Source organism: Ruegeria sp. CDSA033, assembly GCF_059612305.1.
Genome location: NZ_JBXWQI010000001.1, coordinates 254080 through 274605 on the forward strand (window position 1 = coordinate 254080; position 20526 = coordinate 274605).

The 20526-nt window shown below is 58.1% G+C and carries 18 protein-coding genes; 13 read left to right on the forward strand and 5 right to left on the reverse strand.

Annotation, left to right across the window (positions count from 1 at the left end):
- The first annotated feature begins 80 nt into the window (after window positions 1-80).
- Window positions 81-1010, forward strand: coding sequence for a glycine--tRNA ligase subunit alpha (locus AC2FLA_RS01330; protein ID WP_058274256.1), 930 nt, complete (start codon window positions 81-83; stop codon window positions 1008-1010).
- 8 nt (window positions 1011-1018) lie between these two features.
- On the opposite strand, the gene AC2FLA_RS01335 is transcribed toward AC2FLA_RS01330, so the two are convergent.
- Window positions 1019-1651 carry a MarC family protein gene (locus AC2FLA_RS01335; protein WP_496719904.1) on the reverse strand — a complete coding sequence of 211 codons (633 nt, stop codon included), beginning with the start codon at window positions 1649-1651 and terminating at the stop codon, window positions 1019-1021.
- Between the two features lie 91 nt (window positions 1652-1742).
- Here AC2FLA_RS01335 and AC2FLA_RS01340 point away from each other — a divergent pair, with 91 nt between their 5' ends.
- The 9 genes from AC2FLA_RS01340 (at window position 1743) to glmM (ending at window position 14136) form a co-directional block, all read left to right on the forward strand.
- Entirely contained in the window at window positions 1743-2267 is a 525-nt protein-coding gene (locus AC2FLA_RS01340) for a DUF6446 family protein (RefSeq protein WP_496719906.1), read from the forward strand.
- A gap of 7 nt (window positions 2268-2274) precedes the next feature.
- Window positions 2275-3489, forward strand: coding sequence for a sodium/glutamate symporter (gltS, locus tag AC2FLA_RS01345; RefSeq protein WP_496719908.1), 1215 nt, complete (start codon window positions 2275-2277; stop codon window positions 3487-3489).
- Between the two features lie 9 nt (window positions 3490-3498).
- Entirely contained in the window at window positions 3499-5862 is a 2364-nt protein-coding gene (gene glyS / locus AC2FLA_RS01350) for a glycine--tRNA ligase subunit beta (RefSeq protein ID WP_496719910.1), read from the forward strand.
- Between the two features lie 43 nt (window positions 5863-5905).
- Window positions 5906-8467: a putative PEP-binding protein gene (locus tag AC2FLA_RS01355; protein WP_496719912.1), complete on the forward strand. Its 2562-nt coding sequence runs from the start codon at window positions 5906-5908 to the stop codon at window positions 8465-8467.
- Between the two features lie 186 nt (window positions 8468-8653).
- A complete protein-coding gene (locus AC2FLA_RS01360; RefSeq protein WP_058277625.1) occupies window positions 8654-9295 on the forward strand; it encodes a cell wall hydrolase in 642 nt (213 codons plus the stop codon).
- Between the two features lie 73 nt (window positions 9296-9368).
- A complete protein-coding gene (locus tag AC2FLA_RS01365) occupies window positions 9369-10739 on the forward strand; it encodes a multicopper oxidase family protein (RefSeq protein WP_496719914.1) in 1371 nt (456 codons plus the stop codon).
- A 103-nt stretch (window positions 10740-10842) separates the two neighbouring features.
- Window positions 10843-11763: a dihydroneopterin aldolase gene (locus tag AC2FLA_RS01370; RefSeq protein WP_496719916.1), complete on the forward strand. Its 921-nt coding sequence runs from the start codon at window positions 10843-10845 to the stop codon at window positions 11761-11763.
- Complete coding sequence (gene folP / locus AC2FLA_RS01375; RefSeq protein WP_496719918.1) at window positions 11760-12758, forward strand: dihydropteroate synthase; 999 nt, start codon at window positions 11760-11762, stop codon at window positions 12756-12758. Before AC2FLA_RS01370 ends, folP begins: the two co-directional genes overlap by 4 nt.
- Before the next feature lie 34 nt (window positions 12759-12792).
- Window positions 12793-14136, forward strand: a complete 1344-nt coding sequence (glmM, locus tag AC2FLA_RS01380) for a phosphoglucosamine mutase (RefSeq protein WP_496719920.1) — start codon at window positions 12793-12795, stop codon at window positions 14134-14136.
- Here glmM and AC2FLA_RS01385 read toward each other — a convergent pair.
- Both AC2FLA_RS01385 and ilvC read right to left on the reverse strand, forming a co-directional pair.
- Entirely contained in the window at window positions 14133-15035 is a 903-nt protein-coding gene (locus tag AC2FLA_RS01385; protein ID WP_108859107.1) for a DMT family transporter, read from the reverse strand. The genes glmM and AC2FLA_RS01385 overlap by 4 nt on opposite strands.
- Before the next feature lie 73 nt (window positions 15036-15108).
- Entirely contained in the window at window positions 15109-16131 is a 1023-nt protein-coding gene (gene ilvC, locus AC2FLA_RS01390; protein WP_058273912.1) for a ketol-acid reductoisomerase, read from the reverse strand.
- Between the two features lie 132 nt (window positions 16132-16263).
- On the opposite strand from ilvC, the gene AC2FLA_RS01395 reads away from it, so the two are divergent.
- Together AC2FLA_RS01395 and AC2FLA_RS01400 are read left to right on the forward strand one after the other, a co-directional pair.
- Complete coding sequence (locus tag AC2FLA_RS01395; RefSeq protein ID WP_108858913.1) at window positions 16264-16719, forward strand: Lrp/AsnC family transcriptional regulator; 456 nt, start codon at window positions 16264-16266, stop codon at window positions 16717-16719.
- Window positions 16716-17174 carry an Lrp/AsnC family transcriptional regulator gene (locus AC2FLA_RS01400; protein WP_496719923.1) on the forward strand — a complete coding sequence of 153 codons (459 nt, stop codon included), beginning with the start codon at window positions 16716-16718 and terminating at the stop codon, window positions 17172-17174. Before AC2FLA_RS01395 ends, AC2FLA_RS01400 begins: the two co-directional genes overlap by 4 nt.
- A gap of 6 nt (window positions 17175-17180) precedes the next feature.
- Here the strand turns inward: AC2FLA_RS01400 and hutC are convergent, their stop codons facing one another.
- Window positions 17181-17882: a histidine utilization transcriptional repressor HutC gene (hutC, locus tag AC2FLA_RS01405; protein WP_282118729.1), complete on the reverse strand. Its 702-nt coding sequence runs from the start codon at window positions 17880-17882 to the stop codon at window positions 17181-17183.
- A 230-nt stretch (window positions 17883-18112) separates the two neighbouring features.
- On the opposite strand from hutC, the gene AC2FLA_RS01410 reads away from it, so the two are divergent.
- Complete coding sequence (locus AC2FLA_RS01410) at window positions 18113-19240, forward strand: aminotransferase class V-fold PLP-dependent enzyme (protein ID WP_496719925.1); 1128 nt, start codon at window positions 18113-18115, stop codon at window positions 19238-19240.
- Window positions 19241-19253: 13 nt separating this feature from the next.
- Here AC2FLA_RS01410 and AC2FLA_RS01415 read toward each other — a convergent pair whose 3' ends face one another.
- Window positions 19254-20450, reverse strand: a complete 1197-nt coding sequence (locus AC2FLA_RS01415; protein WP_496719927.1) for a UbiH/UbiF family hydroxylase — start codon at window positions 20448-20450, stop codon at window positions 19254-19256.
- Window positions 20451-20526: the final 76 nt, after the last annotated feature.

The following is a 20526-nucleotide window of genomic DNA, read 5'->3' on the forward strand; positions in this document are numbered from 1 at the left end:
ACGTTGACGCCCAACGGCCCCTTGCATAGGAAGGACAAAACCCAACGGAACCGGGCGCAGTGGCGTCCAAAGGGAATGTCATGACCGACCAGTCCAGCGCACCACGTTCTTTTCAAGAGATTATCTTGCGGCTTCAGACCTATTGGGCCTCAAAAGGCTGCGCCATTCTGCAGCCCTATGACATGGAGGTTGGTGCAGGTACGTTCCACCCGGCGACCACCTTGCGCGCGCTGGGGTCGAAAACCTGGGCCGCAGCCTATGTGCAGCCTTCGCGCCGCCCGACGGATGGGCGCTATGGCGAGAACCCCAACCGGTTGCAGCATTATTATCAGTATCAAGTGCTGATCAAACCCAGTCCGCCGGATTTGCAGGACCTGTATCTGGGCTCGCTTGAGGCGATTGGCATCGACATGAACCTGCATGACATCCGGTTTGTCGAGGATGATTGGGAAAGCCCCACCCTTGGCGCATGGGGTCTGGGTTGGGAAGTTTGGTGCGACGGCATGGAAGTCAGCCAGTTCACATACTTCCAACAGGTCGGTGGCCATGATTGTGCGCCGGTCTCGGGCGAGCTGACTTATGGCTTGGAGCGTCTGGCGATGTATGTGCTTGGCATCGACCACGTGATGGACATGCCGTTCAACGATCCGCAGTCACCAAGCCCGCTTTCCTATGGCGACATCTTCAAGCAGACCGAAGAAGAATACGCCCGCTGGAACTTTGATGTGGCCAACACCGAAGTGTTGTTGCGCCACTTCGAAGAAGCCGAGGCTGAGTGCGCCGCCATTCTGGCGCAAGAGCATGACGACCCGAAAACCGGCAAGCGCATCATCATGGCGCACCCGGCCTATGATCAATGCATCAAGGCCAGTCACGTGTTCAACCTGCTGGACGCGCGGGGCGTGATCTCGGTAACCGAACGTCAGGCCTATATCGGCCGAGTGCGGGCTTTGGCGAAGCAATGCGCAGACGCATTCCTGCTGACCGAGGCCGCCGGGTTTCAGGCTTGATGCGCCGCTCAGGCCAGTCCGGGCAGCAAGACCTTAAGGCCAGCCGCGATCATGCTGATTGCGATGGCCGACAGGATCATGCCCATGAACCGGCTCATGATAACGCGGGCATTGTCAGACAGACGTTTGGCAATGGCTGCGGCGTTCCAGAATGTCACGAACAGCAACAGCAGGACAGCCAGAAAAACGCCAGCGTAAACAATGGCATCTACCGGTTTATGGATGTGGCTTGCATACAGGATCAACGTGGTGATTGTGCCGGGCCCGACAAGAATCGGAAAGGCCAGCGGATAAAAGGCAACGGTATCAGGTTCAGGATAGGATTGCCTTTCCCCCTCGGTTCCGTGATGCGACGTGCTGGGCTTTCCGTTCAGCATGTTCAGACCAATCATCAGAACAACCAGACCACCCGCGACGCGCAAGTCATCGACGCTGATGCCGAACAGGCTGAGCGTTTGACTTCCCACAGCCGCAAACGATGCGCCGAGGATCAGGCAGTAGAGCGCCGTCTTTGTAGCCACTTTGCGCTGATCGGTCGGGGTAAGGCCGTCGGTGACGCTAAGAAACACTGGCAGGTTCGTGATTGGATTCATGATCGCAAAAAGCGCTCCGAAGAATCCTACGGCAAGGGTGCTGTCCATTTAAAACGTCTCTTTGCGGCCTGTATTCAATTGGAACCTGTCCTATTTTTACCGGTCATGAAAGAGGCATCGTGAGCAAAAGGAAAAGACAATGACAGGAAAAGTGCTTGCGATCATAGTGCTGATCTCGGCGGCAGTAGCCGGTTTTGGGATGTATTACCTACAGATCTACGGGTTTTACTATGACGTGGAATCCAAGCCCGGTCAGGATGTCATGTTAATGACGGAGGGGGCCGAGGCGCCGACGCCTATATCCTACAGTGCGTTTCAGGCGATTGACGCGGACAGCTCACCCATCCGCTACCGTGCCTGTTTCGAAACGGATCTGACGCTTGCGCAGATTGAGGAAACCCATGTCGCGGTCGAGAATGCAGAGCCGCTAACCGCGCCCGGATGGTTCGATTGCTTTGACGCCTTGGCGGTGGCGGATGCCCTGAAATCAGGCGAGGCCAAGGCCTTTCTGGGCGCAAAAAACATCCACTTTGGCGTTGACCGAATTGTTGCCGTTACAAATGGCGGCAAAGGCTATGTCTGGCACGCGCTGAACAATTGCGGCGAAAAGGCCTATGACGGCACCGTGATTGGCGAAGAATGCCCGGACCGACCACAGAATTGAGGATATGATGACCGCCGAGACCCTGCAGATACCTGATTTCCTGACCGCTACGTTGGGCTTTGCGGTGTATCTTTTGGGGGTCGAGATCAATGCGCGCGTTGCCGCATTACGCCAGTTTAACATTCCCGAACCTGTCACGGGTGGCCTGCTGGCCTCACTGGTCGTGCTGTTATTGTATCTGGCCTTCGATCTTGAGCTGTCCTTTGACCTTGCCACACGGGATTTTCTGTTAGTGGTGTTCTTTGCGGGCATCGGGTTAAACGCGCGGCTCTCTGACCTTATATCAGGCGGCAAGCCTCTGTTTTTACTTTTGATCCTGACTTTGGCGACGATTGTCGCGCAAAACGGGATCGGGGCAATTGGGGCGTCTATGTTCGGGTATCCGGCGCAGGCTGGGGTTCTGTTCGGCTCGGCATCTCTGATCGGCGGGCACGGAACTGCGATTGCCTGGGCCCCCGAGGTTGCCGAGGCCACCGGCCTGGACGGCGCAACTGAGCTAGGCGTTGCCGTTGCAACACTTGGGCTTGTTCTGGCTGCTTTGGTTGGTGGACCGATAGCGCGGCTTCTGGTCGAAGGGCGCAACCTCAGCCCTGCACGCCCCGACGAGGATCAAACAGTGGGGCTTCCCACTGACGGCGATGACGTGTCCAGCAAAATCGATCATCTGTCGATCATGCGCGTTCTCCTGTTCCTCAACCTGGCGATCATTGCGGGGTATTCGCTGGGCGAGGCGATCAGCGCTGCCGGTTTGAAGCTGCCGCTGTTCGTGCCTTGTCTCATCATGGGCATCGTCATCGCGAACCTGCGCGCATGGCTTGCACCCAGCCGCCCACCAATTGAACGCACCCCCTCGCTGGCGTTGATTTCGGAATTCTCGCTAGGTGCGTTTTTGGCCATGTCATTAATGAGCCTGCAGCTTTGGACCATCGCGGAACTCGGCCTTGCCATTGTGGTCATCATGTCGGCCCAGACCTTGTTCGCAGTGGCATTTGTGATCTGGGTTCTGTTTCCTGTCATGGGCAGCAATTACCGTGCCGCCGTTCTGGCCGCCGGTTTCGGAGGCTTCGCCCTAGGCGCCACCCCGACTGCAATTGCAAATATGACCGCCGTCACCAAGCGATATGGCCCATCGCCTATTGCTTTTATCGTATTGCCCCTTGTATCCGCATTCTTTGTGGATATCGCTAATGCCATCGTCATTCAGACGATCGTCAATTTCTAAGGACCGAATATGCCCGACCTGCTGATCGAATTGTTTTCCGAGGAAATCCCCGCGCGCATGCAGACCCGCGCTGGTGAAGACCTGAAAAAGCGGATCACCGATGGTTTGGTCGATGCCGGTCTGACTTATGCCTCTGCGGCTGCACTGACGACGCCGCGCCGCCTGACACTGGCGGTTGAAGGGTTGTTGACGGAAAGCCCCATGATACGCGAGGAACGCAAGGGTCCGAAGGTTGGCGCCCCGGACAAAGCCATCGAAGGCTTCCTGCGCGGCGCAGGTCTGACCCGCGATCAGTTGGAAGAGCGTGAGACCCCCAAAGGCTCGGTCTATTTCGCCACCATCGAAAAGCCCGGCCGTCCTGCGGCCGAGATCGTGGCCGAAGTGCTTGAGGCGACAATCCGCAATTTCCCCTGGCCGAAATCGATGCGCTGGGGCAGTGGCGGTCTGCGCTGGGTGCGCCCGCTGCACTCGATCCTGTGCATCCTGACCGATGAGGCTGGCGCGCAGGTTGTGCCAATGGTGGTCGACGGAATCCAGTCCGGCGAGACCACCGAAGGTCACCGTTTCATGGCGCCGGGTCGCTTTGCGGTCTCGTCCTTCGAGGATTACGCCGCCAAACTGAAGCGCGCCTTTGTTGTGCTGTCGCCCGCAGAACGGGCGGAGCATATCTGGAACGACGCCCAGAACATGGCCTTCGCCGCTGGGCTGGACGTGGTCGATGACAAGGGACTACTGGCCGAGGTCGCCGGGCTGGTCGAATGGCCCGTTGTCCTGATGGGGCAGATCGACGACGAATTTCTGGAATTGCCACCCGAGGTTCTGCAGACCTCGATGAAAGAGCATCAGAAGTTCTTTTCCGTGAAAAACCCCAAGACGGGCCGGATTGAACGCTTCATCACCGTTGCGAACCGTGAAACCACTGATAATGGCGCGACCATTCTGGCGGGGAACCAAAAGGTGCTGTCAGCCCGTCTGGCCGATGCCAAGTTCTTTTGGGAGAACGACCTGCGCGTTGCCAAATCGGACATCGCCCAATGGACCCGCGCGCTGGAGAATGTGACCTTCCACAACAAGCTGGGAACTCAAGGTGACCGAGTCCGCCGCATCGCCGCATTGGCAGGTGAGTTGGCCTCGGTCACCAATGTAGATGCGAAGCAAGCTGAAAACGCCGCGTGTCTAGCCAAGGCCGATCTGAACTCGGAGATGGTTTATGAATTCCCGGAACTTCAAGGGCTTATGGGGCGGTATTACATCGAAGCCGCAGGTGAAGACGCAACTGTGGCCGCCGTGGCACAGGAGCATTACTCACCGCTGGGCCCCTCGGACGACGTGCCGACCGCGCCGCTGTCTGTCACTGTTGCGCTGGCCGACAAGTTGGACACGCTGACCGGGTTCTGGGCGATTGATGAGAAACCGACCGGGTCGAAGGACCCGTTTGCCCTGCGTCGCGCCGCGTTGGGTGTCATTCGTTTGGTTTTGGATAATGGTATCCGAGTTTCATTGGAAAAACTCGTGCGTTCGGTTTCCAAGAAAAGAATAACCCGTTTCAGAAACAGTCCCCCTGTTGGACTTCAATCGGAAGTTGCGCTTGTCAAGTTAGGAACCGAAACCGTCGACGCAGAAGGAAAAACTTGGACGTCTATCGAGTTTGCAACACTAACGGGCGAAGAGAGTTCAGAAAAGGGTGGCTGGCAATTCGAGCAATTCGATACTGAACTTGCTTGGGAGAATAACCTTGCTCTAGTCACTGCCTGGTACGGAGTTACATACGGTCTTGTGGAATTGGCAACGCGGATCGACGCTAGCACTGATATTGTCGCTGAATTCCAAGCGTTTGAACCTGTCTTTCAGGATCTCCTCTCCTTCTTCCACGACCGCCTCAAAACCTTCCTCCGCGACGAGGGCATCCGCCACGACATCATCGACGCCTGCATCGCGATGGAGGGCAATGACGATCTCAACCTGTTGGTCAAACGCGCCCGCGCGCTGAATGCCGTGATCGCGACCGAGGATGGCGAGAACCTCGTGCAGGGCTTCAAGCGCGCCAACAACATTCTGACCCAGGCCGAAGAGAAGGATGGGGTAGAGTATTCCTATGGCGCGGATATCAAGTTTGCGGAGACCGACAGCGAAAAGGCTCTGTTCGGCGCGTTGGAAGCTGCACAGGCCAAGATCGACCCGGCGCTGAAAGCCGAGGATTTCCCAAGTGCGATGTCGGCCATGGCCGATCTGCGCGGTCCGGTCGATGCGTTCTTTGAGGATGTTCAGGTCAATACCGACAATGACATCCTGCGCCGTAACCGTCTGAACCTGCTAAGCCAGATCCGTCAGGTCTGCTCCAGTGTTGCCGATCTGAGCCGCATCGACGGCTGATCCAGAACGCCCTTGCGCCATTGGTGCAGGGGCTTATGCTGCGGTGAAATCAAAAGGTGCCGCAGTGCAGAATAATCCGCATACTACGCTTATCACGTCCGAAGCGCCCGTTGCTGCCAACACGCATGGCGGGCGGGCGAAATGTCTGCAACGTCTGGTTCGTCTGGAACTGCCGGTTCCACGAACGGTCGCGTTGTCGTTTGATGCGGTGCATCAGATATCGGACGGGCAGGTGCCGGATTTGGCCGCTGTTCTTGAGCAGTTTGAACAGACCGCGCTGCTGTGTGTCCGGCCCAGTTCCGAAGATCCCGATTGGGGCGGCCCGGGTGCCATCTTGAACATCGGCATGAATGACGCACGCTATGTCGACCTGTCGGATTCGATGGGGGTCGAGGCCGCGGCTGCGTTGTATCTGCGCTTTGTCCAAAGCTATGCCGTTCATGTTGCGCGGCTGGACCCGGATGTGTTTGACGAGATCGATGCAGATGGCCGTGAAGGGCTGCAGGAATCTCTGCGGGCTTACGAAGACGAGACGGACGAAGCCTTTCCACAGGATCGCGGTGAGCAGCTGATTGCTGTGCTGCGTTCGATGGCACGCGCATGGGAGGGCACCTCGGCCCGTTTGTTGCGTCAGGCCAAAGGTGCGCCAGCGGATGCCGGTCTGGGTCTGGTGATCCAAGAGATGATCCCCGGCGTCGGGCAGGGGGAATGCGGATCGGGCGTGTTGCAACTGATTGATCCGACCACTGGATTGCCTCAGATAACCGGTCGTTATCTGAGCCAAAGTCAGGGGCGGGATGCGCTGGGAGAAGGCGTCGCGGCGCTGTACCTGGAAAAGGACCCGCGCGGAAAGTCCCTGGAGGAGGTCGCGCCCAAGGCTTTTGCGGACCTCAAAACGCATGCGGCGCTGATGCGGGTCAAGCTGCGCGAGGAAATGCAAGTCGAGTTCGTGATTGAAAACGGCCACGTGCACATTTTGGACGGCGTGCGGGTTCAACGCAGCGCACGCGCGGCGATGCGGATCGCTGTGCGCCTGGCCGAAGACGGGATCATTCCTCCGCAAGAGGCTGTAATGCGGGTTGATCCACATTCCCTGAACGAGCTGTTGCACCGGCAGGTTCACCCTGATGCGGAACGCGACACCCTGACCACCGGAATTGCCGCCAGTCCGGGTGCTGCGACCGGCAAAATCGTTTTCACCTCGGCGGAGGCTCAGGCAAGCGCCGCGCGGGGAGAGCCGTGCATTTTGGTGCGCCGTGAAACCTCCCCGGAAGATGTGCGCGGTATGCATGCCGCCGTGGCGGTCCTGACGGAAAAGGGCGGCATGACCAGCCACGCGGCCGTGATTGGCCGGGGTTTGGGCCTGCCGTGCATCGTCGGCGCGTCCGAGATGCGGTTTCAGACAAAGAAAAAACAGCTGATGGCTCCCGACGGGCGGGTTTTCAAAACAGGCGACACATTGACCATCGACGGTAGCTCGGGTCAGGTGTTGGCGGGGAGGCCGACGATGCTCGAGGCCGCGCTGGATGATTGTTTTCAGACCCTGATGGGGTGGGCGGACGCAGAACGGGATATTGCAATTCGCGCCAACGCGGACACACCCGCAGACGCACAAACAGCGCGGAACTTCATGGCGCAAGGGATCGGGTTGTGTCGGACAGAGCACATGTTCTTTGACCCCGGTCGTCTGATCGTAATGCGCGAAATGATCTTTGCGCAGACCTCATCCGGTCGTGAAGCGGTGTTGGAACGCTTGTTGCCGATGCAGCGCGATGACTTCGCGCAGCTTTTCCGGATCATGGAGGGACAGCCTGTCTGTATCCGTCTGTTCGATCCACCGCTGCACGAGTTTCTTCCGACCACGCGCACCGGCCAACGCGAACTTGCCGAAGCGCTGGACCTGCCTGTCTCAGATGTCGAACGCAGGGTTGACGCCATGACCGAATACAACCCGATGCTGGGCTTGCGCGGCGTGCGTCTGGGCGTGACAGTTCCGGAAATCTACGACATGCAGGCGCGTGCGATTTTTGAGGCGACGCTTGAAGCCAGCAAAGACGGTGCGCCGGTGGTGCCCGAGGTGATGATCCCGCTGGTATCCGCCAAGCGCGAGGTTGAGCTGGTTAAGGCGCGCATCGATTCTGTGGCAGCAGCCGTCGCCGCTGAACGCGGGCAGGAATTTGAGTACCGGCTGGGCGTGATGGTCGAAACCCCTCGGGCCTGTTTGCGGGCTGCCGAGATCGCGCCACAAACCGCGTTTTTAAGTTTCGGAACGAACGATCTGACGCAGATGACCTATGGCTTGTCCCGCGATGACGCAGGCCGGTTCATGTCGGCTTATGTCCGGCAGGGTGTCTTTGTCGAAGATCCGTTTCATGTGTTGGACGCGGACGGAGTTGGCGAATTGCTTAAACTGGGGGCTGAACGCGGCAGGCAAGCACAACCAGAAGTCACATTGTCAGTTTGCGGCGAACATGGCGGGAACCCCGAATCAATCGCCATTTGCCGGGAATTGGGCTTTGACTATGTGTCCTGTTCACCCTTCCGGGTACCCGTCGCTCGGCTGGCTGCCGCTCAACTGGCGATTTCGTCCAGACTTGGGGGTTGACAGAAGGGCGGCACTCTAGAATTAGTAGGTAACAGAAAGCGCCGTCGTCAAATATTGTTGACGAAACGGCGATTTTCCACTTGCTTTTCCGTCAGAACTGGACGTCGCCGTTTGAATTCGGTATGAGCCTCATCGCGCCCGCCGGGGGAGGGTACGGCGCTAATTGTGCCTGTGCGAGGTTATCTGATGCTACGATACATATTGGCTGTTGCCACATTGGCAGCAACCGTGCTGCCGAGTGTTTCCGTCGCCGAGAGGGAAGCCACCGAATCTGCCAAACGCGAACTAGTAACCCGGAGCGAATTGCCCGGGCAAAAGTTTCGTGATTACTTAGGCCTGTTTAAGCCTCGTAAAGAACCTGTGCTGCAACAGGTGTCCTATTCCAAGGATTGGCTGGATCAACTGCCGACTGCCGCTGGTGACGAGAATTTCAAATGTCTGGCTGAGGCGCTTTACTTTGAAGCGCGCGGCGAAAGCGTTCGCGGTCAGTTTGCCGTGGCCGAGGTGATCCTGAATCGGGTCAAAAGTAGCCGCTTTCCAAGTTCGCTGTGCGGGGTGATCAAGCAGGGAACCGGTAAGAAGTACCAATGCCAGTTCACCTACACCTGCGATGGTCAGAAAGAAGTTATCCGCGAGAAAAGAGCCTATGAGCGTGTGTCCAAGGTTGCCCGCGCGGCAATCGACGGCGTTGGCGTCGGGCTGACCGAAGGGGCGACCCATTACCATACCAAGGCGGTGCGACCGTCATGGTCGCGCGTCTACAAAGAAACGGCCCGGATCGGCGTTCACATTTTTTACCGCCACAACTATCGGACCGCGAGCAACTGATTGACGCACCCGCGCTGGAACCTTGATGGCGCGGGGCGTTTTCTGCCTTATGTAGCGGGCCAGGAGGTCCGCCATGATGTTATCCCGCAGACGGTTTTTGCAAACTTCGACCGCGCTCGCCCTGTTGCCAAAGGGGGCGCATGCTGTCAGCTCTGATCTGGTGGCGCAAGAAGCGCTGCAACAGATTGCGCCTGACGGATATCCAGCTACGCCGGTTTGGACCTATGGCGGTCGCGTTCCCGGTGTCGACATTCGATTGCCTCAGGGCGGGCGCGTCAGTCGCAAGCTGATAAACAACCTGTCTCAACCGACGGCAGTGCATTGGCACGGGATTCGAATCGACAACGCAATGGATGGCGTGCCCGGGTTGACGCAGGACGCGGTCGAGACGGGCCAATCCTTCGACTATGACTTTGCTGCGCCCGATGCGGGAACCTATTGGTATCATTCACACAATCGGTCCACTGAGCAGGTTGCCCGAGGTCTCTATGGACCCCTGATCGTTGAAGAATCTAACCCGCCGGATGTTGATCAGGATCTGACGCTGATGTTGGATGATTGGCGGCTGGACCCTGAAAGCGCGCATATCGTGGATGATTTTGACAATGGACACGACCTTAGCCATGCGGGGCGGCTGGGTAATCTGGTGTCCGTCAATGGCGGCTTTGATCCGGCTTATCCTGTTGGATCGGGGGAACGATTGCGATTGCGTCTGATCAATGCATCGAACGCTCGGATATTTGATTTGGCGTTGGACGGGCTGGCGGGTTGGATCGTGGCACTGGATGGCATGCCGCTGGCAGTTCCATTGCCTGTAGAGGACAGCTTTCCACTTGCGCCCGCACAACGGGCGGACCTTGTCGTGGATGTGACGTCCGCGTCCGGGGATGTCGCGGGTCTTGCCAGTATCGAGCGGGATGGCGGCTATGGCTTGGTACGCTTTCAAGTTTCCGAAGCGTCCACATCGCAAAGGCAGGGTATTGAACCATTGCCTGCGAACAATATGCCTGAATTTCAGTATGATCAGGCACCGCTGCATCGTATGTCCCTGCAGGGCGGTGCGATGCGATGGCTGGAAGGGGCCAAGCTTGGCGATCAGGACCTGACAGGCCGTGAGCTGGCTCAACTGGGCCGGTTCTGGGCGTTGAACGGATACGCGGAACGACCCAAGGATCCGTTTCTGGATGCGCGTCTGGGTCAGGTGCACCGGATCGAGTTTGTGAACGAAACTGTCTTTCCACATGCGATGCATCTGCATGGTCACCACTTCCGGCTCGTCCTGCCGGATGGCAGTTTGGGGCCCTGGCGCGACACCGTGCTGGTGGACCGGGGCCAGACCCGTCAGATCGCGTTGGTCGCGGACAATCCGGGAGACTGGCTGCTGCATTGCCATATGCTGGGGCACGCTGCTTCGGGTATGATGAGCTGGTTCCGCGTAACCTGACGCCGCATTCGATGGCTGGAAAGACGCATGTTGCGGTGTTATACGCCCGCGCATCGTTTATTTTGGGCAAATACGTCCACAAAGCCCGAAAAGGTCCGCCTGTATGAGCTCTGAAATCCGTCTTGCCTTTGCGCACCCGTCCGAGCGGTCCGAAGCGACCGCTGCCCGGGGGCCGTTGGATCGTATTTCTCTGCGTGATCATATCGTCGAGGTTGAAATCGGCGCGTTTCAGGCCGAACGTGGAACGACCCAGCGGATTTGCTTTAACATCGTGGTTGAAGTTCGCCCTTTGAGCGATCCCATCGACGATGACGTGGATCGCATCCTGTCCTACGACCGGGTGACCGAAGCGATTGCATTTGAGCTTTCGGCCGAACGTCTTAATCTTCTGGAAACTCTGGCGGACCGCGTGGCGGAACGTATTCTACTTGAGCCTCAGGCTGTAAGAGCTTTTGTCAGAATAGAAAAACTTGATCGCGGTCCCGGCGCCTTGGGTGTCGAGATTGTGCGCGGAAAAGACAAGACTCACCACGACGTCGTCGAGGAAGAGCGCCCGCATCCCCGTCTGGCTTTCCTGTCGAATGAGGCCATTGCCTCGTCCAATCTGACCGGGTGGATCGATCAGCTGGAAAATCGTGAACGCCCGTTGATCCTATGTGTCGGCGCGGCGGATATGCCTGTTTCACTGACTGGCCACGCGATGACCCAACGCCGAATTGATCTGTTGGCGATTGAACAGAACGCCTGGGTCTTGGCTGCCCGCGATCACCGCTGCGTTGTCGTTTCAACGCGGACCGAGCTGGATTGGGCCATGAAGAATGGCCAGATTTGCGTCTGGGCACCCTCAAAAATTGTACTGGATGCTGTTGACGGCCAATCGGCGGCACCTTCGGATGCGGTCGCGCTGGCATCATGGTTTGCTGCCACTTTTGAGGCGAGCGAGATGATGGTGATCGGCGGTGCGCTGCCCGACGCCCCTGAAACCCCTTTGCGTGCGATCTCGGTGGATCAGGCACAACTGTGACCGCTTATTTTCGACCTCTGGTTCAGCATAGTCCGAACCGTCCGCCGAGTTCAGTGCCGCTAGCTGGCCAGCCGCTTTGGTTTACCCATGTTGAACGGTTAAGCCGAAAAGAACGTCCAATGATCATTGCCGTGCAGGATGTACCAGGTGATGCGCTGGACCGACTGACGCGTCCGCGTGCCGATGTTGCGGGCCTTGCCATGGATCGCCCGCACATTATGGGCATTCTGAATGCGACCCCAGATAGTTTCTCGGATGGCGGTGTGCACAATTCGGTCAGCGCGGCCCAATCTGCGGCTGAACAGATGGTTTCACAAGACGCAACCATTCTGGATATCGGCGGCGAATCGACCCGACCCGGCGCAACCTTCGTGCCCGAAGATGAAGAGATCGCCCGGACCCGCCCCCTGATCGAAGCCATCAAATCCCGCACTGATGCGTTGATATCCATCGATACGCGCAAATTCGCCGTCGCCAAAGCAGCGTGGGAGGCCGGAGCAGGGCTGATCAACGACGTAACCGGCTTTACCTTTGATCCGCAGTTGGCACCGTTTTGTGTAAAAGTTGGCGCCCCGGTTTGTGTGATGCACATGCAGGGCGACCCAGGCGCGATGCAGGACAATCCGACCTATGACGACGTTCTGCTGGACGTCTACGATTTCCTTGGAGGTCAGGTGGATCGTCTCGAAAACCTCGGGTTGGACCGGGATCAGATTATCGTTGATCCAGGCATCGGGTTTGGCAAGACCGAGGCACATAACCTGGCCTTGCTGCAGGGGATCAGCCTGTTTCATGGTTTAGGTTGTCCGATCCTGTTGGGCGTGTCCCGAAAAGGTATTATTGGACAAATTGGCAAAGAGCCGCGCAAGGACGCCCGCGCGCCTGGATCAATCGCCGTCGGGCTGGCTGGATTGTCACAAGGCGTTCAAATTCTGCGCGTGCACGATGTTGCAGAAACCGCTCAGGCCTTGCGCCTTTGGGCCGCCGTCCGGTAAGCCGGAGGTAGGCAAGAAATGACGGAGTGACATTATGCGCAAGCTGTTCGGAACCGATGGGGTGCGGGGGACCGCCAATACCCATCCAATCACGGCCGAAATGGCATTGCGCATCGGGGCCGCCGCTGGCCGTTACTTCCGCCGCGATCAATCCGACGTCCACCGCGTTGTGATCGGTAAAGATACGCGCCTGTCCGGTTATATGGTGGAAAACGCCCTGACGGCCGGATTGACTTCGACCGGGATGAACGTGTTGCTGCTTGGGCCGGTGCCGACGCCCGCCGTCGGTCTGATGACACGATCGATGCGTGCGGATCTTGGGGTGATGATCTCGGCCAGCCATAACCCGGCCGAGGACAACGGTATCAAGTTCTTTGGTCCTGACGGATACAAGTTGTCTGATCAGGCGGAACTCGAGATTGAAAGGCTAATCGAAGAAGGTGTCAAACCTGCGCAGGCACGGAATATCGGCCGTGCCAGACGGGTAGATGATGCGCGGTTCCGATATGGTGAGCGCGTCAAATCCTCGCTGTCGCGTGACTTGCGTCTTGACGGGCTAAAAGTTGTTGTCGATTGCGCCAATGGGGCCGCGCACCGCACGGCGCCCGAGGTTTTGTGGGAATTAGGTGCCGAAGTGATCCCGGTCGGCATTACGCCGAATGGTAAGAATATCAACCTCAACTGTGGCTCGACCAAACCGCAGCTGGCTGCCGAAACCGTCGTGGCCCATGGTGCAGATGTCGGGATTTGTTTGGACGGCGACGCCGATCGCGTCGTTATGATCGACGAGAATGGTCAGGTCGCGGATGGCGATCAGTTGATGGCGCTTTTGGCGACCAGCTGGGCCGAGGCTGACCGCCTGAAAGGCGGCGCGCTGGTTGCAACGGTTATGTCGAACCTTGGCCTGGAACGTCATCTTGAAAGCCATGGCCTGCGTCTGGAGCGCACCGGCGTCGGGGACCGCTATGTCGTTGAACGGATGCGCGAAGGCGGGTTCAATCTGGGCGGCGAACAATCAGGCCATATCGTCATGAGCGACTATGCGACCACCGGTGACGGCCTGATGGCGGGCCTCCATTTCCTGGCAGAGATGGTTCATACGGGTCGCAAAGCATCGGAATTGTCGGTGCAGTTCGAAACCGTACCGCAAATGCTGAAGAACGTGCGTTATGGAGAAGGACAAGCCCCGCTTGAGGCCGCCAGCGTGCAGGCTGCAATTTCTGACGCCGAGGCGCGGCTGAACGGGCAGGGGCGATTGCTGATCCGGAAGTCGGGTACGGAACCTCTGATCCGCGTCATGGCGGAATGTGAAGATGACGCGCTGTTGACCCAGGTTGTCGACGGCATCGTTGCCGAGGTCGAGGCCGTCACAGGCTAGCGCCCGGTCAGCATCTTTCGCAGGCTGAACCACTGACTGATGGCAAGACCTGTCAGGATCATGGCCAGCGCCACGAAAAAGCGCAGCGGCAACGCCTCGGACAGGACCCATGCGCCGAACACCATCGACCAGATTGGCACTTGGTAGTTAACGAGTGTCATGAACACCGATCCTGCGCTGCGAATGACGGATACGCGCAGCAGTGTTGCGAATGCCGTAGGGACCAACCCCAAAACGATGATGGCAATGCTTGGGCGGGTACCTTCCCATGTCGGGACGCCTTCAGTCACGAACATGATCGGCAGCAGGATTACTGCGCCGACCAGCAGGGTTAGGGCGGCCAGAACCACAGGATCAATGGGCGGACATTGACGGGTGAAGATCGACGCCAGGGAATAACACAAGGCGGCCCCGATGCATGCTAGCTGCGCCAGAGGTTCTGACCCGTGGCCGAGTTGCGCCAAACCGGGGCCAATCAACACCAAAGCACCGCTGAATCCAAGGGTCACGCCCACCAGTTTTCTCAGGTTCAAAGGCTCGTCTGAAAAGAAATGTGCCAGCGGCAGAACCATCAGCGGAATCGCGGCCATCGACAGGCCGGCAAAGGCCGAAGGCACGTATTGCTGTCCCCAGCTTAGCAAAACAAAGGGCAGGGCAGACGACAAGATACCGATCACAATGACCGAGGTCCAAAGGGCGGCGGATCCGGAAGGTAGCTTGCGGTTTGTGACCGCCATCAACCCCAGCAACATCATGGCACCCAACGTAGTGCGCGCGGTGGCGACGGTGATAGGTCCGTACCCTTCCAGTGCCATGGCAACGACCATGAACGTCCCGCCCCAGATCAGGCCGAGGGTGATAACACCGCTCCAATCGCGGGATGTGGGGTGCTGGACCATCTTAGTTTCGCCTTGAGGCTTGGCCAAAAAAGGGCGGCCTGATGGGCCGCCCCTTCGCATTCGCTTGGTGGGATCAGTTCTTTTCCTGATCGACCAGCTTGCCGGCGGAAATCCACGGCATCATGTCGCGTAGTTTCTTACCAACCTGCTCGATCTGGTGCTCATCATTGTGGCGGCGAGCCGCTTTGATGGTCGGCTGACCAACAGCGTTTTCCAGCATGAAGTCACGCACGAATTTGCCGGTTTGGATGTCCGACAGCGTCTCTTTCATCGCTTTCTTGGTCTGCTCATAGGGCAGGATCCGTGGGCCGGTGACGTACTGGCCGTATTCGGCAGTGTTTGAGATCGAGTAATCCATGTTCGCGATACCGCCTTCATAGATCAGGTCAACGATCAGCTTGGTTTCGTGCAGACACTCGAAATAGGCCATTTCAGGCGCATAACCTGCCTCAACCAGAGTTTCGAAACCACAACGGATCAGTTCGACGATACCGCCGCACAGAACGGCCTGCTCACCGAACAGGTCGGTTTCGCACTCTTCGCGGAAGTTGGTTTCGATGATGCCCGAGCGGCCGCCACCGATGGCCGAGCAATAGGACAGGCCGATTTCCAGAGCCTTTCCGGTCGCGTCGCTGTCAACAGCTACCAGGCAAGGCACGCCGCCGCCTTTGACGTATTCGCCGCGTACGGTGTGGCCGGGGCCTTTGGGGGCCATCATGATGACGTCAATGCCTTCTTTCGGCTCGATCAATCCGAAGTGCACGTTCAGGCCATGGGCAAAGGCAATGGCAGAGCCCGGCTTGATGTTGTCATGCACGTATTTCTTGTAGGTCTCGGCCTGCAGTTCGTCGGGCATGGTGAACATGATGACGTCGCACCAGGCTGCCGCTTCGGCGATGCCCATGACTTCCAGGCCTTCGGCTTCAGCTTTCTTGGCCGATGCGGAGCCTTCGCGCAGAGCGACGACAAGGTTCTTCGCGCCCGAGTCGCGCAGGTTCAGTGCGTGGGCGTGGCCTTGGCTGCCGTAGCCCAGGATCGCCACTTTCTTGTCTTTGATCAGGTTGATGTCGCAATCGCGATCGTAATAGACGCGCATGTCGCCGGTCCTTTCTGGTTAGATTGCCGAGGGTTTTACCTGCCGGATGTTGTATTGGCGATAGGGTTGCACTTGAGTATTTGTGAAAAAGATGAAGAATAATTCGTGTAACACCAGAAATGCGAAAAATTCATGCTTGATGACATAGACCGCCGAATCCTGCGCCACTTTCAGGCCGATCCCAGCCTGACTGCTGCGGAACTGGCCGAGCGTTGCCGTATCAGCCAGGGTGTCTGCTGGCGCCGGGTCGAAAAGATGCAGGCAACCGGAATAATCCAGGGGCAGGAGGCCGTGATCGATTGGGCGGCGCTTGGGTATGCTGTCGAGGTTTCGCTGCGCGTAACGCTGGACAAGACGCAATCGCGCGCGTTTGACGAATTTACTGCCGCCGCCCGGCAAGTGCCCGAGGTGATCGAATTGCAAACATTTCTGGGCAGGGTGGATGTGCGGCTGTCGGTGATTGCCAGGGACATGTCACACTACCAACAACTCTACCGTGACCGCATTCTGACCCTGCCGCATATCGCGGATATTGAGGCCTTGATGCATATCGCGAGGGTCAAGAGCGAAGAGGTCTTGCCGGTATGACCGAATTGGATGAGCTGGACCGAAAAATACTGTGTGCGTTGGCTCAGGACGCCTCCCAGAGCGCCGGGGCGTTGGGGCGTAAGCTTGGCCTGTCACAACCGGCAACATGGCGGCGCATCCGCCGGCTGGAAACCTCGGGCGTTATCAAAGGTCGTCGGCTGCGCCTGAATGCCGAGGCGTTGGGATTCGGCGTGACAGTATTCCTTGGCGTGAAACTGGCGCGCAAGGGTCAGGTCAGCCTGGAGGATTTTGAGCGTGCCGTCAGTGCTATTCCAGAAGTTCAGACCGTCGAGCATGTGCTGGGTTTGTACGATTATCGCCTGCGGGTGGTTGCCCGCGACCTGTCGGATTTTGAGCGGGTCCTGCGCCGTCGGATCTTGACCTTGCCCGGCGCAGGAGATGTCGAAGCCAACGTCCTGCTAAGCGAGGAACGTTTGCCGGGACCGATCGGATAAGCCCGTTCAGTACCGCGTGCGGATGCAATATCCGGGATGGTGTGTCATCCGGGCAAATGCCATCGGATTTCCGTTCTTCCAGGTCGTGCGCTCTAGCTGGATCATCGACGTTCCGGGGGTTGTTCCCATGAATTCCGCCAATCGTCCGTCCGCAGAGATCGCGCAAAAGGAGACCTCAGCCTCGGTAAACGGAGAGGCGTTCAGTAGCCATTCATGAGGGCCGTGGTTGGTCAGATCGGCATGTTCGATTTCGGGCACCGCATCTATGTTGATCCAGCGTTCTTCCAATTGGAAGGGACGGTTGTCTGCATAGTGCATACAGATGACTTGCAGGACGCGAATGTCCGCCGATACACCGATCTGCGAAGCCAGCCAACCGGGACTTGCGACCACGTTGCGTTCAACCAGCGAGTACCGATAGGTTGCATTTTGGTTTTCAACCGTTTGACGAGCCAAAGAAAATTCCAGTTTGGCATGCTTACTGGGTTCCTTTTTGACTCGGGTCCCGCTTTTGCGTTTGCGCTCGACAAAGCCCTGATCGGACAGTTCGCGCAGGGCACGGTTCACTGTCGCGCGTGCGCAATTGAATTCCTCGGCAAGTTGCGTTTCGGTTGGCAGAAGCGATCCCTGCGGCCAAATACGGCTTTCAATCCGCCGTTTGACTTCGTCCCTTACAACTTGAAAACTGATCCGCTTATGCGCATTCACCTGTCGAAATACCTTTCTTCTGTAAAGTGAGTGCATCTGGTCAGAAACACGTCAGAGTGTAAAGGGCAGCTGACACTAATTGGCGTCATTTCTTGCCAAATTCGACCAACAAAATATCATTTGAGTGTTTTGTTTTTAGTTCCCTTAGGTCAGATATTCGGGTTCAGTACGGGTCTCGGCAAATTAACCCGGGTCGCGAGGCCGCTGACGACAATTTGAAAGGACAAACCATGCCAGCGCTATTGGACACCGTCGATCCCTCTGGGCTCGAAGAGTTCTCGGTCGTGTTTACGGATCGGTCTCTGAACCACATGTCAGTTCAGTTTCAACAGGTGATGCGCGACATCTCGGGGTTGCTGAAGGATGTATATAACGCGGATGGTGTGGCCATTATCCCTGGTGGCGGCACCTATGGGATGGAGGCCGTCGCCCGGCAATTTGCACGCAACGCCAATGTACTGGTCGTCCGGAATGGGTGGTTTTCCTACCGTTGGAGCCAGATTATCGAATCCGGTGATCTGACGGCGTCAGCGACGGTTCTCAAAGCCCGTGAAACCGGCAATTCCAGCCCGTCGCCCTTTGCCCCCGCACCGATTGACGAGGTTGTTTCAACAATCCGTGAACAGCGTCCGGATGTTGTTTTTGCTCCACATGTGGAGACCTCGGCCGGTGTCATTCTGCCCGATGACTACGTAACAGCCATGGCCGCAGCGGCGCATGAGGTTGGGGCCTTGATGGTACTGGACTGCATCGCCTCGGGGTGTGCCTGGGTCGACATGAAGGCCACTGGCGTAGACGTTTTGATCTCGGCCCCCCAGAAAGGGTGGAGCGCATCGCCCTGCGCGGGTCTGGTCATGCTGTCGGAACGTGCCGAGGCGCGTTTGGATGAGACAACTTCGGACAGTTTTGCCGTCGACCTGAAAAAGTGGCGGCAGATCATGCAGGCCTATGAAAATGGCGGGCACGCGTATCACGCGACCATGCCCACGGATGCGTTGAAGGCGTTCCGCGATACGATGGTCGAGACCGAGCGAAGCGGTTGGGAAACTCTTCGAAATGCTCAATGGAAGCTGGGAAATGGAGTGCGGGAGCTCTTGAAGGGATACGGTATTATCTCTGTTGCAGCAGACGGATTTGGCGCGCCGGGTGTCGTGGTCAGCTATACCTCGGACCCGGATGTTCAGAATGGCAAGAAATTTGCCGCTTTGGGCATGCAGATCGCAGCAGGTGTGCCGTTGCAATGTGATGAACCCGAAGGTTTCAGCACCTTCCGCCTTGGTCTGTTCGGTTTGGACAAATTGTATGACGTTGACGGCACCATCGGACGGCTCAAGCGCGTGCTGGATCAGGTTCTGTGAAACTGTTCGGGCCTTAGCGTACGCCGAGGCCCATTTGCATCAAGGTCTTGCGAACAGCCGGTAGAGAATAGAGCGCATTCAGCCCCATTGCCCGCACGTCCCTTAGCGGCCGCGCTTCGATCATCGAGGCGCGGTTCAGCAGGTCGATGCCTTTGACCCGCATCTCGATTTCGGTATGGCGAGCCTTGTGATAGGCATCGAGCATCTGCGCATCGCCCAGACCTTCAGGACGGGCCTGCGCCAGTTCCAGCAGGCTGCTCAGATCACCCAGCGACATGTTCAATCCCTGTGCTCCAATTGGTGGCACCACATGGGCGGCCTCTGCCATCAGCGCGACTCGCTCGCCAGCCAGACGTTCTGCTGACTGGCTGATGATCGGCCAGATGGTCCGGCGCGAGGCCAGTTTTAACGGTCCGAACAACCCACAGGACCGTTCGGTCATCAGCGCCTCAAACGCCTCGGACTCGGTGTTCAGCAACTCAACCGCGCGGGGTCCGCGCTCCATCCACACAATTGCCGAAGACGGTTGCCCCTGCCAGTCAGGCAGGGGGACCAGGGTGAAGGGCCCACCCGAGCGGTGAATTTCCGTCGAAACATTGTCGTGCGGGATGGGATGTGTGACCGCAAAGGCCAATGCCTTCTGGCCATAGCGCGTTGTATGGACCTTGATCCCAGCCGCCTCGCGCATGGGAGAGTTGCGCCCGTCAGCGGCGACCACCTGCTTGCAACGAATGCGGCTGCCGTCACTTAGCCCCACGCGTGCTTCGGCAGTGCGGGTGAACAGGCTGACGGTGCCTGTACCGGGGCGGAAATCGACATTGGGCAGTTCGGCCAGTCGTGCCACCATCTCGCGCCGCAGCAGCCAGTTGGGCAGGTTCCAGCCAAAGGGTTGGTCCGAAATATCTGCGGCGTTGAAATCGCGTACCACGCGGGGTTCAGGAACATCTCCGCCTGCGTCCACAATCCGCATAATCTGCAAGGGGGCCGCGTGTGCGTCCAGCCGTTGCCACAACCCGCATTGCTCTAACAAGCCGTGCGCCGGTTGCAAAAAGGCGGTGGTCCGCAAATCAGAGCCGTCCACATCGCGCTCGGTTATTGGGGGTGTAGGGTCGACACAAATAACGTCGAACCCGGCGGTTCCAAAGGCGGCCGCAGCGGTCAGACCAGCGATTCCTCCGCCGGAAATCAGGATGTCACAGCTGTCTTTCATGACCTTGGCCTCCGAGTGTTTGGCAGACCCTAGTTCGGTTCTGCATCGGGCGCCAAGTGACATCCTGTCCCGCGTG

What these genes read in the sequence shown, in the direction of transcription:
- AC2FLA_RS01330 (WP_058274256.1), top strand. Translation starts at nt 81, where the DNA reads ATGACCGACCAGTCCAGCGCACCACGTTCTTTTCAAGAGATTATCTTG.
- AC2FLA_RS01335 (WP_496719904.1), bottom strand. Translation starts at nt 1,651, where the DNA reads ATGGACAGCACCCTTGCCGTAGGATTCTTCGGAGCGCTTTTTGCGATC.
- AC2FLA_RS01340 (WP_496719906.1), top strand. Translation starts at nt 1,743, where the DNA reads ATGACAGGAAAAGTGCTTGCGATCATAGTGCTGATCTCGGCGGCAGTA.
- gltS (WP_496719908.1), top strand. Translation starts at nt 2,275, where the DNA reads ATGACCGCCGAGACCCTGCAGATACCTGATTTCCTGACCGCTACGTTG.
- glyS (WP_496719910.1), top strand. Translation starts at nt 3,499, where the DNA reads ATGCCCGACCTGCTGATCGAATTGTTTTCCGAGGAAATCCCCGCGCGC.
- AC2FLA_RS01360 (WP_058277625.1), top strand. Translation starts at nt 8,654, where the DNA reads ATGCTACGATACATATTGGCTGTTGCCACATTGGCAGCAACCGTGCTG.
- AC2FLA_RS01365 (WP_496719914.1), top strand. Translation starts at nt 9,369, where the DNA reads ATGATGTTATCCCGCAGACGGTTTTTGCAAACTTCGACCGCGCTCGCC.
- AC2FLA_RS01370 (WP_496719916.1), top strand. Translation starts at nt 10,843, where the DNA reads ATGAGCTCTGAAATCCGTCTTGCCTTTGCGCACCCGTCCGAGCGGTCC.
- glmM (WP_496719920.1), top strand. Translation starts at nt 12,793, where the DNA reads ATGCGCAAGCTGTTCGGAACCGATGGGGTGCGGGGGACCGCCAATACC.
- AC2FLA_RS01385 (WP_108859107.1), bottom strand. Translation starts at nt 15,035, where the DNA reads ATGGTCCAGCACCCCACATCCCGCGATTGGAGCGGTGTTATCACCCTC.
- ilvC (WP_058273912.1), bottom strand. Translation starts at nt 16,131, where the DNA reads ATGCGCGTCTATTACGATCGCGATTGCGACATCAACCTGATCAAAGAC.
- AC2FLA_RS01395 (WP_108858913.1), top strand. Translation starts at nt 16,264, where the DNA reads ATGCTTGATGACATAGACCGCCGAATCCTGCGCCACTTTCAGGCCGAT.
- AC2FLA_RS01400 (WP_496719923.1), top strand. Translation starts at nt 16,716, where the DNA reads ATGACCGAATTGGATGAGCTGGACCGAAAAATACTGTGTGCGTTGGCT.
- AC2FLA_RS01410 (WP_496719925.1), top strand. Translation starts at nt 18,113, where the DNA reads ATGCCAGCGCTATTGGACACCGTCGATCCCTCTGGGCTCGAAGAGTTC.
- AC2FLA_RS01415 (WP_496719927.1), bottom strand. Translation starts at nt 20,450, where the DNA reads ATGAAAGACAGCTGTGACATCCTGATTTCCGGCGGAGGAATCGCTGGT.